The sequence below is a fragment of the Desulfonauticus submarinus genome (assembly GCF_900104045.1).
In the GTDB taxonomy this organism is placed as follows: domain Bacteria; phylum Desulfobacterota; class Desulfovibrionia; order Desulfovibrionales; family Desulfonatronovibrionaceae; genus Desulfonauticus; species Desulfonauticus submarinus.
In genome coordinates this window covers 457,316-469,186 of record NZ_FNIN01000001.1, presented here as the reverse complement: position 1 = coordinate 469,186, position 11,871 = coordinate 457,316, and the positions used below count along the sequence as shown (strand labels likewise).

The 11,871-nt window shown below is 33.1% G+C and carries 13 protein-coding genes and 1 tRNA gene; 2 read left to right on the top strand and 12 right to left on the bottom strand.

The features are described 5' to 3' along the window. Positions 1-18: 18 nt before the first annotated feature. The 12 genes from BLP60_RS02300 to BLP60_RS02245 all read right to left on the bottom strand — a co-directional run bounded on the left by BLP60_RS02300 (position 19) and on the right by BLP60_RS02245 (position 10,150). The gene (locus tag BLP60_RS02300) at positions 19-252 is read right to left on the bottom strand and encodes an FmdB family zinc ribbon protein (RefSeq protein ID WP_092062761.1); all 234 of its coding nucleotides are present in this window, start codon (positions 250-252) and stop codon (positions 19-21) included. A gap of 11 nt (positions 253-263) precedes the next feature. Then, positions 264-2,471, bottom strand: a complete 2,208-nt coding sequence (gene pnp, locus BLP60_RS02295) for a polyribonucleotide nucleotidyltransferase (protein ID WP_092062758.1) — start codon at positions 2,469-2,471, stop codon at positions 264-266. Between the two features lie 117 nt (positions 2,472-2,588). Beyond that, positions 2,589-2,858 (bottom strand): 30S ribosomal protein S15, encoded by a 270-nt coding sequence (gene rpsO, locus BLP60_RS02290; protein WP_092062754.1) that lies wholly within the window; start codon positions 2,856-2,858, stop codon positions 2,589-2,591. Positions 2,859-2,882: 24 nt separating this feature from the next. After that, positions 2,883-3,773 (bottom strand): tRNA pseudouridine(55) synthase TruB, encoded by an 891-nt coding sequence (gene truB / locus BLP60_RS02285; protein ID WP_092062751.1) that lies wholly within the window; start codon positions 3,771-3,773, stop codon positions 2,883-2,885. Further along, complete coding sequence (locus tag BLP60_RS02280) at positions 3,770-4,726, bottom strand: DHH family phosphoesterase (protein ID WP_092062748.1); 957 nt, start codon at positions 4,724-4,726, stop codon at positions 3,770-3,772. The genes truB and BLP60_RS02280 overlap by 4 nt, the downstream gene beginning before the upstream one ends. Further along, complete coding sequence (gene rbfA / locus BLP60_RS02275; RefSeq protein WP_092062745.1) at positions 4,716-5,033, bottom strand: 30S ribosome-binding factor RbfA; 318 nt, start codon at positions 5,031-5,033, stop codon at positions 4,716-4,718. Before rbfA ends, BLP60_RS02280 begins: the two co-directional genes overlap by 11 nt. 5 nt (positions 5,034-5,038) lie before the next feature. Continuing rightward, positions 5,039-5,326, bottom strand: coding sequence for a DUF503 domain-containing protein (locus tag BLP60_RS02270; protein WP_092062742.1), 288 nt, complete (start codon positions 5,324-5,326; stop codon positions 5,039-5,041). Between the two features lie 9 nt (positions 5,327-5,335). Next, positions 5,336-8,065, bottom strand: a complete 2,730-nt coding sequence (gene infB, locus BLP60_RS02265; RefSeq protein ID WP_092062739.1) for a translation initiation factor IF-2 — start codon at positions 8,063-8,065, stop codon at positions 5,336-5,338. Further along, positions 8,065-8,268, bottom strand: a complete 204-nt coding sequence (locus BLP60_RS02260) for a YlxR family protein (protein WP_234970931.1) — start codon at positions 8,266-8,268, stop codon at positions 8,065-8,067. The genes infB and BLP60_RS02260 overlap by 1 nt, the downstream gene beginning before the upstream one ends. Before the next feature lie 27 nt (positions 8,269-8,295). Beyond that, positions 8,296-9,531, bottom strand: a complete 1,236-nt coding sequence (gene nusA, locus BLP60_RS02255) for a transcription termination factor NusA (RefSeq protein ID WP_092062733.1) — start codon at positions 9,529-9,531, stop codon at positions 8,296-8,298. Between the two features lie 17 nt (positions 9,532-9,548). Next, positions 9,549-10,010 carry a ribosome maturation factor RimP gene (gene rimP, locus BLP60_RS02250; protein WP_159427673.1) on the bottom strand — a complete coding sequence of 154 codons (462 nt, stop codon included), beginning with the start codon at positions 10,008-10,010 and terminating at the stop codon, positions 9,549-9,551. Positions 10,011-10,074: 64 nt separating this feature from the next. Then, positions 10,075-10,150 (bottom strand) — tRNA-Gly (locus BLP60_RS02245). A gap of 133 nt (positions 10,151-10,283) precedes the next feature. On the opposite strand from BLP60_RS02245, the gene flgF reads away from it, so the two are divergent. Continuing rightward, a complete protein-coding gene (gene flgF, locus BLP60_RS02240; protein WP_092062727.1) occupies positions 10,284-11,060 on the top strand; it encodes a flagellar basal-body rod protein FlgF in 777 nt (258 codons plus the stop codon). Positions 11,061-11,086: 26 nt separating this feature from the next. Further along, positions 11,087-11,866 (top strand): flagellar basal-body rod protein FlgG, encoded by a 780-nt coding sequence (flgG, locus tag BLP60_RS02235; RefSeq protein WP_092062723.1) that lies wholly within the window; start codon positions 11,087-11,089, stop codon positions 11,864-11,866. Positions 11,867-11,871: the final 5 nt, after the last annotated feature.

The window sequence follows — 11,871 nt, the reverse complement described above, 5'->3', positions numbered from 1 at the left end:
TATCCTGCCTTATTTTTTTTAATCTGAGCCAGGTAAGGTCATAGTAGTACAAGAATTAGATCCACAACGTTTACTAGTTAAGGTTGCTTTTCCTGAAGGAGAAGAGACAGTATAGGAGACTTGACTTAAAATTCTACTAAGTTCTTCTCCTCCGCATTTTTCGCATTTTAACTCTATTGCTTCATCATTATTTTTTAAGATAAATTCTTGGATATGACCACACTTCATGCATTTAAATTCAAATATAGGCATAAATAGCCTCCTTAGCGTTGATTTCCTCGGTTAAAATTGCGCTTTCCTCCAGAGGAACGATGACCTTTGCCTGAATGTTGTCTAGGTTTTGGTTGAGCATAATCTTTTAAATCTATCTTTTCTCCATTTTCTTCTCTTACTACTGCAATTTTGCTAAGCCTTATTTTTCCTGTGCTGTCTATTTCTACAACTTTTACTTTGACAGTATCTCCTACTTTTAGGATATCTTCAACATTACTTACTTTATGATCTGCTAATTGAGATATATGTAGAAGCCCATCTACTCCAGGTAAGATTTCTACCACTGCTCCAAAGTCTAAGATTTTTTTTACCAACCCAGAATAATTTTTTCCTAATTCTGGTTTTTGATTAAAATATAAAATCATCTCTACTGTTTTATCTAGTGCTTCTTTATTAGGAGCAAAGATAGTTATTTTGCCACTTTCTTCAATGTCTATAGTAGCATTTGTAGCAGCAGTAATGGCTTTAATAGTTTTACCCATAGGTCCTATAATATCTCTTATTCTATCAGGAGCTACTTCTATTGTGGTCATTTTAGGAGCATAAGGAGATACCTCTGTTCTAGGTTTGGCTAAAACTTTTTTCATTGTATCTAATATATGAAGACGCGCCTCTCTGGCCTGGAGGAGGGCTTTTTTCATAATTTCACTTGGAATTCCTGTGATTTTTAAGTCCATTTGAATGGCAGTAACACCAGTAATAGTTCCAGCTACTTTAAAGTCCATATCTCCTAGATGATCCTCATCTCCTAAAATATCTGTTAAAATATAGTAATTTTCATTTTCTTTAATAAGACCCATGGCAATGCCAGCAACATGGTCTTTTATTGGTACTCCTGCATCCATAAGAGCTAAAGAGCCTCCACATACAGTGGCCATTGAGGAAGAGCCATTACTTTCCATAACTTCGGAAACGATTCTTAAGGTAAAAGGAAATTCTTCCTCTGAAGGAAGCACAGGAGTTAAGGCGCGTTCTGCTAATGCTCCATGCCCAATTTCTCTTCTGGAAGGACCCCTAAGTGGTTTTACTTCTCCCACACAATAAGGTGGAAAATTGTAATGAAGCATAAATCTTTTACTGCTGTCACCAGCTAAGGTTTCAACGCGTTGTTCATCTGATGTGCTGCCTAAAGTGGCTATGCTAAGAACTTTTGTTTCTCCTCTGGCAAAAATAGCAGAGCCGTGAGTTCTGGGGAGTATACCTACTTCTATATTTAAAGGACGGACAGTTGTAAGGTCTCGTCCATCTATTCTTGTTTGAGTTTGAACAATTTTTTTCCGAACAATTTCTTTTTCTAATTCTTCTAAAACTTCAGAAAGATAAGCTTCATATTCAGGAGATTCAGTTAAAATTTCACTTAAGGAAGTTTTTATTTCCTCTTTTACTTCTTTTTTAGCTTGTTTTCGTTTTAATTTTTCAGGGATATTTAAAGCCTGTTCTAATTTATTGTAAACTAACTCTTTTACTTGTTGTTTGAAATCCTGAGGAACTTCGGGAGGATTAAACTCTATTTTGGGTTGTCCACATTTTTCTTGAAGCTCTTTTTGAGCTTCTAAAATAGGAATGGCCTGTTTTTGTCCCCATTCAATAGCTTCAGCTAATAATTCTTCTGGAACAAAACTGGCTCCACCCTCAACCATTACCACACCTTTATCAGTGCAGGCCATTACTAGATTAAGAGTGCTTTGTTTTAATTGTTCTGCATTCGGATTTAAAATAAATTCTTCGTTAATATATCCTACTCTAATGCCTGCAATTGGTCCTAAAAAGGGAATTTCAGAAATAGTAAGTGCTGCTGAAGCTCCAGTCATTGCTAAAATATCTGGATCATGTATTGTGTCAGCAGATAAAACAGTGGCTATTATTTGAACCTCATGAGTGAGCCCTTTGGGAAATAAAGGTCTTATTGGCCTGTCTATTAGTCTAGACACCAAAGTTTCTCTTTCACTAGGTCTTCCTATTTCACGCCTAAAATATCCTCCAGGAATGCGTCCTGCAGCATAGGACATTTCTTGATAATTAACAGTAAGGGGCATAAAATCAGGACGATGTTCTATTTTTTGTCCAACAGCAGTCACTAAAACCACAGTATCTCCCCATTGGGCCCAGATAGCACCGTTGGCTTGTAAAGCTAATCGTCCATATTCTAAAATTATTTCTTGTTCTCCATAGGGAGCACTTACTTTAACTGTACTCATAAATTTATTTTCCTCTCTTTTTTCCTAAAATTCTCTTTTTGATTATGGTTGGAAGGGAATTTGAATTATTTTAGTTTAGGCAGGCCAATTATCCGCCTGCCTAGACTAGTTTAAAACTTATTTTCTTAGGCCTAATTTTTTGATAATTGCTCTATAACGTTCAATATCTTTTTTCTTTAAATAAGTAAGTAGGCCTCTTCTACGACCAACTAGTTTTAAAAGACCCATTCTGGAATGGACATCTTTTTTGTGTACTTTAAAATGTTCTGTTAAATACTTAATCCTAGCAGTCAGTAGAGCAATTTGCACTTCAGGAGAACCAGTGTCTCCATCATGTCTTTTAAACTCTTCAATAATTTTTGCCTTTTCCTCTGATGTCATTACCACAGCAATAACCTCCTTTTTATGATTTTAATTCCAGAGTCCCCTAAGTATTTTCCATTTTGGGTTTAGCTCGTCAATGCACTCCATAATGGCAATAGGCTCATTTTTTGTAGTTAAAAATAAAGCCCGTTGCCCTTGTTTTGGAGGTAAACTTACTTCTCTAGCATCTAATATAGCCCCATTTTTTAAACGCCTTGCTAGGTAATCGTTGACCTTTATTTGAGGCCAGTCAAATAGGGCTTCTGGAATACTTAGAACAAACTTATTTAAGTCTCCTTCCAGTACTTTAGCTAGAGAGTAAGCATTTTCTAACTTAAAAGGCGTACATTCTGTCCTTTTAAGTTCCACCAAAATAGCTCCGCACCCTAATCGTTTCCCCAGGCTGTGGGCCAGGGAACGAATATAAGTGCCAGCACTACAGCTAACCTTAAAATGCACATAGGGGAGCTCTGTTTTAATTACCTCTGCATAAAAAATATTTATTTTTTTGTGCTTCACAGGCACATCTTTGCCTTTTCTAAAATGAAAGTAAAGAGGTTTTCCTTTGTATTTTGCAGCAGAAACAGGAGGAACTTCTTGGGATGTTAAAAGTTCCCATGCCTTTATTTCCTTATGGATAAGTTTTGGATCTATATTTTCCCAAGAGCCAGATGTAGAAACCTCGCTTCCAAGATCATAACTAGGAGAAGTTTTTCCAAGTTCTAATATACCTTCATAAGTTTTTTTATTGTGCATTAGAAAAGGGGATAGTTTTGTTGCCTGCCCAATAAAAACTAAGAGTAAGCCTGTTGCTAATGGGTCTAGAGTTCCTCCATGACCTATTTTTTTTATTTTAAAGTGATATTTAATTTTATTTAAACATGCAGTAGAAGTAATATTTTTAGGTTTATTTAAAAGAAGCAGACCATTTAATTTCATAATACTTTTCTTATCTCATTTATTATTATTTTTTTTGCTTCATTTAAAGAACATTTTAAAATTCCACCCGCTGCATTTTTGTGCCCACCACCACCTAAGTTTGAGGCAATTTGTTGCACATTTACCTTATCATATGATCTTAAACTAAATTTTATAGTGTTGTCTTTTTCTTCTCTTAGACTAACAGCAACTTTTACTTTTTTTATGTTTCTTATATAATTAATGAATCCTTCACAATCTTCAGGCCCTGTATTTGTTTTTTTAAACATACTTTGTGTAATTTGTATTACTGCTATTTCTCCACTTTGGAATAATTCTGTTGTCTCTAAAACTAAAGACATTAATTTTATTTTATTAAGAGACCATGTTTGGCTTAGAATAGAGTTAATTTTTCCTACATTTAAACCCTGTTCAATCATTTTAGAAGTTATAAAATGGGCATAGCTAGTAGTATTACTGTAAGTGAAGTATCCTGTATCACTTATAATAGCTAAATAAATTGCTTCTGCTAATGCTCCTGTTATTTCTATGTTTAAGTCTACACAAAGATCTGCTATTATTTCTCCTACACACGAAGCGTTTTCATTTACAAGATTTAAAGACCCAAATAAAGGATTGTGTAAGTGATGATCCATATTTATAGTTTTACAAGTTTCTAACCAAGGTAAGATTTCATCTCCCATTCTATTTTTGTCTCCACAATCTAGAATAATAATCCATTTAGGTTTTTGTGGAGGAAGGGTGTTGCAGAATTTTTTAGGTAATTTTAACCAAGAAAATTTTTCTGGAAGTCCAGATGCATTATATAAACTAAAATTTTTATTTAGTTTTTTTAAGATAAATCCTAAGGCGACGCTAGAACCTATGGCATCTCCATCTGGATTTAAATGAGAAACAACTAAAAAGTTATTGTCTTGTTGTAGAGTTTGAATAATCTTTTTTTTATCTTTCATAGAACATAGTTTCCAGATATTCGTCCCAGATAAATTCTAATTCTGGAATATATTTTGTTCTTATTTTCTTGGCTAAACAAGAACGAAAGAATCCTTTAGCCTTATTTAATTTATGATTAATAGTTTCGCTTTTTCCTTTAAAATAGGTGTATAAAATAATGGCTTTTCTTAAATCTGAACTTAGTTTCACTCCTGTAATCGTTATACCAATAAAGGATTCGTCATTGGCTTCTTCTATTATAGTTTTAGATAAACTTTCTTTTATTTCTTCAGCTAAGCGTAGTTTTTTAAATGATTTTTGATTCATAATATTTAATATCCAAAAAAGTCTGTATGTATTTCAATAATTTCTTCTGAACTCATTGCTTCAATATAATTTTGTACTTTCTTTAAAATTGATTCTATTTGATTCATTTTATTGCTAATAGTTACAATACCAAATTCTAAAAAATCTAGACTATCTTGATGATTAACCTCTGCTATTGCTATATTATATTTATTTTTTATTTTTTGTTTTAAACTTTGAGCAATTTTTCTCTTTTCTTTTAAAGAGAAAACAGCATGTAGCTTAAATTTTATTTTTAAAACTCCTATTAGCATTGCTCGATATTATTCTATATTTGCTTTTTCTTCTACTTCTTGAAAAGCTTCAATAATATCTCCCACTTTAATATCATTGTAATTTTCTAATCCAACTCCACACTCATATCCTTTTTGAACTTCTTTTACATCATCTTTAAATCTTTTTAGAGAATTGAGTTTTCCAGTATAAATAACAACACCATCTCTTATTAATCTTATTTTTGCATTACGCATAAGTTTTCCATCTACTACCATACATCCAGCGACAGTACCAACTTTTGGTACATTAAATGTTTGTAATACTTCTGCTTGTCCAAGATACTCTTCTTTGATTACAGGGGCCAACATGCCAGCCATAGCATCTTTTATGTCGTTTACAAGATTATAAATGATATCATAAAATCGTATTTCTACGTTCTCTTTTTCAGCTACTTCTTTTACTTTTGCAGTAGGTCTGATATTGAATCCAATAATAATAGCAGAAGATGCAGCAGCAAGCATAATGTCTGTTTCCGAGATAGCGCCAGTTCCTCCGTGAACAATATTTATTTTTACTTCATCTGAGGAGAGTTTTAGTAACGCGTCTTTTACTGCTTCTAAAGAGCCTTGAACATCTGTTTTTAAAACTAGATTTAGATTTTTAGCTTCTCCATCCAATTTAGCTTGTAAGAAGCTTTCTAGAGTAATTTTGTTCTTTTTAGCTAAATCTTTTTCTCTTTGTTTGGTTTGACGATTTTCTGCTATTTTTCTGGCAATTTTTTCATTTTCTACTACAATTAGTTCTTCACCTGCATTTGGTACTCCGTCAATGCCTTGGATTTCTACAGGCATAGAAGGACCAGCTTTTTTAAGTTTTTTGCCTTGATCATTTAATATGGCTCTTATTTTTCCTGATCTAAGCCCACAGACAAAGGCATCTCCTTGATGTAAGGTTCCTTCTTTTATTAACACTGTTGCTACAGGACCTCGACCTTTATCTAGTTTGGCCTCAATAATATATCCTCTAGCAGGTTTGTTAGGATTTGCTTTTAATTCTAGAACTTCAGCTTGTAGTAAAACCATTTCTAATAAATCATCTAAACCAATTCTTTTTTTAGCTGATACTTCTGTAAAAATGGTTTCTCCGCCCCAATCTTCTGGGATAAGTCCTAGTTCTGCTAATTCTCTTTTTACTCTTTCAGGATTAGCTCCTTCTTTGTCTATTTTATTCACTGCTACTACAATGGGTACATTGGCTGCTTTGGCGTGATTTATTGCTTCTCTAGTTTGATCCATTACTCCATCATCTGCAGCTACAACTAAAATTACAATGTCTGTTACTTGAGCTCCTCTAGCGCGCATGGCTGTAAATGCTTCATGTCCTGGAGTATCTAAGAAAACCAAATCGCCTTTTGGAGTTTTTACATAATAAGCTCCAATATGTTGGGTAATTCCACCTGCTTCTTTTGCGGTAATATTAGATTTGCGGATAGCATCAAGTAGAGAAGTTTTTCCATGATCTACATGTCCCATAATAGTCACAACAGGTGGTCTTGGTTTAAGGTCTTCGGGTTTATCTTCTTGTTTGGCAAGTAAATAATCTTCTTCTGAGAAACCTTTCTTTTCTACTTCAAATCCAAATTCTGCTGCTACTAATGAAGCAGTATCTATATCAATAGATTGATTAATAGTGGCCATAATTCCAAGAGAGAGGAGAATTTTTATAATATCTTGAGCCTTTACTCCCATTTTTTGAGCTAGTTCTGCTACTCTTATAGCTTCTTCTATTTTAATTTTTTTCTTTGAACTTTTAATTGGTTGAGTAGAAATAGCTGATGGTTTGTCTTCTTTTTTGTCAGTTTTTTTGCCTTTAGTTTTTTTCTTTTTGCTTGTTTCTTTTGGTTTTGGGGTTTCTTCTATAATAGGTTCTAAGACCTCTTCCTTTTCTTCTTCATAGAAATCAGAAAAATCTACTACGCGTTTAGCACTTTTTTCTTTTAGGATTTTCTTACCTTTCTTCTTTTTCTTCTCCTCAAATATATCTTTTTCTGTCCACCCAGCTTTTCCTTTCTTTTTGGTCTTTTTCTTTTCTTTTACTTCTTTTGTTTCTTTAGGGGGTGTTAGGGTAGATGGCTTTGTGGTAGAAGCAACTGATTTTTCTATCTTCTGTTTAGGTGATTCTTCTTTTTTAGGTTCTTCAGGTTTTGGTTCTGGTCGTGCAATAACTTTTACTTTAGGTTTTATTTCTTCTTTTTTTCCAGAAAATCTTTTTCTTTTTTTAATTTTTTTCTTTTCTTTAGGTTTTGATTCTTCTTTCTTGGGCCTTTTTTCTTCTTTTTGGGGAGAATCTTTGGGTTTTATTTCTAATTGTTTTTCTTTTTTTTCTGTTTCAACAGATTTTTCTTTAACAGGACTGGCTTTTGGGGTGGAAATAATTCTCGCCTTAACTTCTCTAGTTTCTTTTTTTTCTGGGCTTTTTTTAGATTCTATTTTTTTTTCTTCTTTATCTGGAGTAGGTTCTTTAGTAGTTTCTTTTTTTTGTGATTTGGTTTGCTTTCTTCTTCTTATAATAACTCCATCAGGGGCTTTTCGTTTTACTATTTGTTCTTTATTTTCCTTTTTGGTTTTAAATTTTTCTGTAATTGCTGTAATTTCTTCTTCAGTAAGTCCACTCATATGGCTTTTTACTTGAATTCCTAATTCTCTTGAAATTTGAATAATTTCTTTTGTAGATACATCAAGTTCTTTTGCCAAATCTCGAACACGTTTTTTAGCCATTAGTTCTTAACCCCCTTACACTTCTTTAGCCAGCCCTTAAATGTATTTAATTTTTCTTTACACTTTGGACTGCACACGTAAAAACCTCTTCCTGGTTTTGTTTGTTTAATATCTTCTATTAATTTTTTTTTATTATTTTCTATTATACACACGAACCTTATTAGTTCCTTTTTAGGAGCTTTTTTTCTACAAATTATACACATTCTTATAGGAACATGTCTTTTTTTCATTTAATTGTTAGTTTTTAAAAGATTAATTGCTGCTTTTAAATCACTAAGTTTTTCTTTAGAAAGCCCTTCTATAGAAAGTAATTCCTCTTCTGTTGCTTGTTCTATTTCTTCAAGGCTTTCAAAGCCTGCATCTAAAAAGTTTTGCATAGGAATTTCAGCTACACTTGCAAGTTGTTCTAAAATACGTTTATCTTCGTTTAATTGATTATAACGGGTTTCTGTATAAACATCTATTTTCCAACCTAGCAATTTAGAGGCTAACTTTACGTTTTGTCCTCTCTGTCCTATAGCTGGAGTAAGTTGATCATCTGGCACAATTACTTCCAGAATTTTTTCTTCCTCATCTACAAATATTTTGGAGATACGGGCTGGAGAGAGTGCATTAGCTGCATAAGTAGCAATGTCTGGGCTCCAGATAACAATGTCTATTTTTTCTCCTTTAAGCTCAGCAACAATATTATGAATACGAGAACCTTTAACACCTACACAGGCTCCTACTGGATCTACATCAGAGTCTTGAGTCATCACAGCAACTTTAGCTCTTTTACCAGGATCTCTAGCCACAGCCATAATCTTTACAGTTCCGTCTGCAACCTCCGGAACTTCTCTGTGAAATAAAGCTTTAAGGTAATCTGGGTGAGAACGAGATACTATAATTTGAGGTCCACGTCCTTCTTTTTTTACTTCAATAATATAAGCTTGAATTCTATCTCCTCTTATATATCTCTCAGAAGGAATTAATTCATCTTTTGGTAATAAAGCTTCTGTTCTTCCTAAATTAATTATCCATCCCATTTTATCTCTACGTTGAATAATTCCACTTATAATTTCTCCTACTCTATCTTTGTATTCTTCGTAAATAATTTCTTGTTCAGCATCGCGCATTTTTTGAATAATAATTTGTTTGGCTGATTGTGCTGCTATTCTGCCTAAGTCTTCTATACTTAGTTTAAAACCAAGTTCATCTCCAAGTTGTACGTTTTCATCATGTGTTCTGGCTTCTTGAAGGGATATTTCATTTTTAGGATTTTCTACATTTTCAACAACTACTTTAAATTGATATACTTCGATTTCATTGGTTTCTTCATTAAAACTGACTTCAACGTCAATATCATCTCCATACTTCTTGTAAACAGATACCCTAACTGCTTCTTCCAAAGTATCAATTAATAAATCTCTATCAATACCTTTATCTTTAGAAATTTGATCAATAACTTTTTTTAATTCTAAACTCATTTTTCTCTCCACTTCTTCTAAAATTTATATTCTAAATTTACTTTTTCTGTTTCAAAAAAATCAATTTTTATTTCTTGCTTATCTGTTTGTAAAAAGAAAATATTTTGCTCTACTTTTATCAATTTTCCTTTAAATACTTTTTGTTTATTTATTGGTTCTTTTAATTTTACCTTAATGCTTTGGCCTATAAATCTTTTAAGTTGGTTAGGATGAAAAAATTTTCTATTTAATCCAGGAGAAGATACTTCTAGGTTATAAGAACCTGGAATTATATCTTCTATGTCTAAAACAACTTCCAATTCTCGACTAAATTTTGCTAATTCATCTATAGTAATACCATTTTCTTTGTCTATATATATCCTTAAAAGACCTTTTTTACCCCTTCCAAAAGATATTTCTATCCCCCAATACTCTAATTGGTGCAGGGCACACTGTTCTTTGATTAAGTCTTCTAAAGATTGTTGTAAATTTTTATCCATTTCTTCCTCACTAAAAAAAAAGTGGACCCAAGGGGTCCACTCCATCTCGGCATTTCCTCTGGAGTGGAGCGGGTGACGGGATTCGAACCCGCGACTCCAAGCTTGGGAAGCTTGTACTCTACCAACTGAGTTACACCCGCTCAGGCAAGATTTCTATAATCTTCATCTTTATAGTCTTGTCAAGGGAAAAATACATAATTTGAAAATATTTTTTATATTTTTGTTAAATAGTTGGTCTACTATTTGCTAACTTTCTTTTAGAGGAGGCAAAAAATGCAAAAAGCAATGTATTCTGCTCTATTTGGTGCTTTGACCCAGGAGTTTCGGCTAAATACTATTGCCAATAATTTGGCAAATGTGAATACCACGGGATTTAAAAAAGATAAACTGGCTTTTGTTGACGTATTTACAAGGTTTGCCTCAGATTACTTAGATCCAAATGATACCGTTAAAAAACGAATTTTATGGCCAGAAGCAAAAGTGATGTCAGAAACTCGTCTAAGCAGAGAATATGTTGATTTAAGCCCAGGAACATTAAAACTTACAGGAAATTCTTTAGATTTTGCCATAGAAGGAGAAGGGTTTTTTAAGATTCAGACACCAGATGGAATTAGATATACGAGAGATGGCAGTTTTAAAAGAGATCCTAAAACAGGAAATTTGGTAACTTCCCATGGAAATCTAGTATTGGGAGAGAATGGTCCTATTGAAATCCCTGAAAATGGTGTAATTACTGTAAATGAAAACGGAGAGATTGTTGTAAATGGAGATATCGTTGATAAACTGGCTGTTGTTTCTGTTTCTAATATTAAAGCGTTGAAAAAAATTGGCAATAATCTTTTTCTTTTAGATCGAAATAAGGGTCAGGAAATTCCATCTAAAGATGTTTTTGTAAAGCAGGGTTATCTTGAAACTTCTAATGTGCAAGTTGTAGAAGAAATGGTAAATATGATAGAAACTTTACGTGCTTTTGAGGCTATGCAAAAAACAATGCAGTCTTCAAAAGAACAGGATGATAAGGTAATATTGCAAGTAGGAAGTATTAGATAAATTAAAATTATTTAAGGAGTAGAACAATGATGCGTTCTCTTTGGACAGCAGCAACAGGAATGATTGCCCAACAGTTAAATATTGATGTTACTGCTCATAATTTAGCCAATGTTAATACAATTGGATTTAAAAAGAGTAGAGCAGAGTTTGAAGATTTAATGTATCAAAACTTAAAAATAGCTGGTGTTGAAAATGCAGGAACAAGAATTCCTGTTGGAATGCAAATTGGCTTAGGTGTAAGGCCAGTTGCAGTACACAAATTATTTTCTCAAGGAGATTATCAGAATACAGGAAATCCTCTTGATCTAGCCATAGAGGGAGATGGATTTTTTCAAGTAATGGTTAATGGAAAGCCAGCTTATACAAGAGCTGGTGCATTTAAATTAGATAATGAAGGAAGGATTGTTACAGCAAATGGATATATTTTACAGCCAGAATTTACAGTTCCACCAGAAACTCAAAATATAGTTGTTACGGAAACAGGACATATTGCGGCCTTAGATAAGGAAGGCAACGAATTAGCAGCTGCTGATATTCCACTTTATACTTTTATTAATCCTAGTGGTCTTAAAAGTATTGGTCGCAATTTATATTTACCAACAGAAGCTTCAGGTGATCCAACCGAAGGTACTCCAGGAGAAAATAATGTAGGAACAATTGCTCAGGGTTTTTTAGAAATGTCTAATGTGGAATTGGTGGAAGAAATGGTAAATATGATTGTAGGGCAAAGAGCTTTTGAAATAAATTCAAAAGCTATTACCACATCTGATCAAATGCTTCAAGTTGCTACGAATATGAAAAGGTAGTTATT

Coding starts and splice junctions, on each gene's coding strand:
- BLP60_RS02300 (WP_092062761.1), bottom strand. CDS start 252: ATGCCTATATTTGAATTTAAATGCATGAAGTGTGGTCATATCCAAGAA.
- infB (WP_092062739.1), bottom strand. CDS start 8,065: ATGGCTAAAAAACGTGTTCGAGATTTGGCAAAAGAACTTGATGTATCT.
- nusA (WP_092062733.1), bottom strand. CDS start 9,531: ATGAGTTTAGAATTAAAAAAAGTTATTGATCAAATTTCTAAAGATAAA.
- BLP60_RS02260 (WP_234970931.1), bottom strand. CDS start 8,268: ATGTGTATAATTTGTAGAAAAAAAGCTCCTAAAAAGGAACTAATAAGG.
- BLP60_RS02270 (WP_092062742.1), bottom strand. CDS start 5,326: ATGCTAATAGGAGTTTTAAAAATAAAATTTAAGCTACATGCTGTTTTC.
- flgF (WP_092062727.1), top strand. CDS start 10,284: ATGCAAAAAGCAATGTATTCTGCTCTATTTGGTGCTTTGACCCAGGAG.
- flgG (WP_092062723.1), top strand. CDS start 11,087: ATGATGCGTTCTCTTTGGACAGCAGCAACAGGAATGATTGCCCAACAG.
- truB (WP_092062751.1), bottom strand. CDS start 3,773: ATGAAATTAAATGGTCTGCTTCTTTTAAATAAACCTAAAAATATTACT.
- pnp (WP_092062758.1), bottom strand. CDS start 2,471: ATGAGTACAGTTAAAGTAAGTGCTCCCTATGGAGAACAAGAAATAATT.
- BLP60_RS02280 (WP_092062748.1), bottom strand. CDS start 4,726: ATGAAAGATAAAAAAAAGATTATTCAAACTCTACAACAAGACAATAAC.
- rimP (WP_159427673.1), bottom strand. CDS start 10,010: ATGGATAAAAATTTACAACAATCTTTAGAAGACTTAATCAAAGAACAG.
- rbfA (WP_092062745.1), bottom strand. CDS start 5,033: ATGAATCAAAAATCATTTAAAAAACTACGCTTAGCTGAAGAAATAAAA.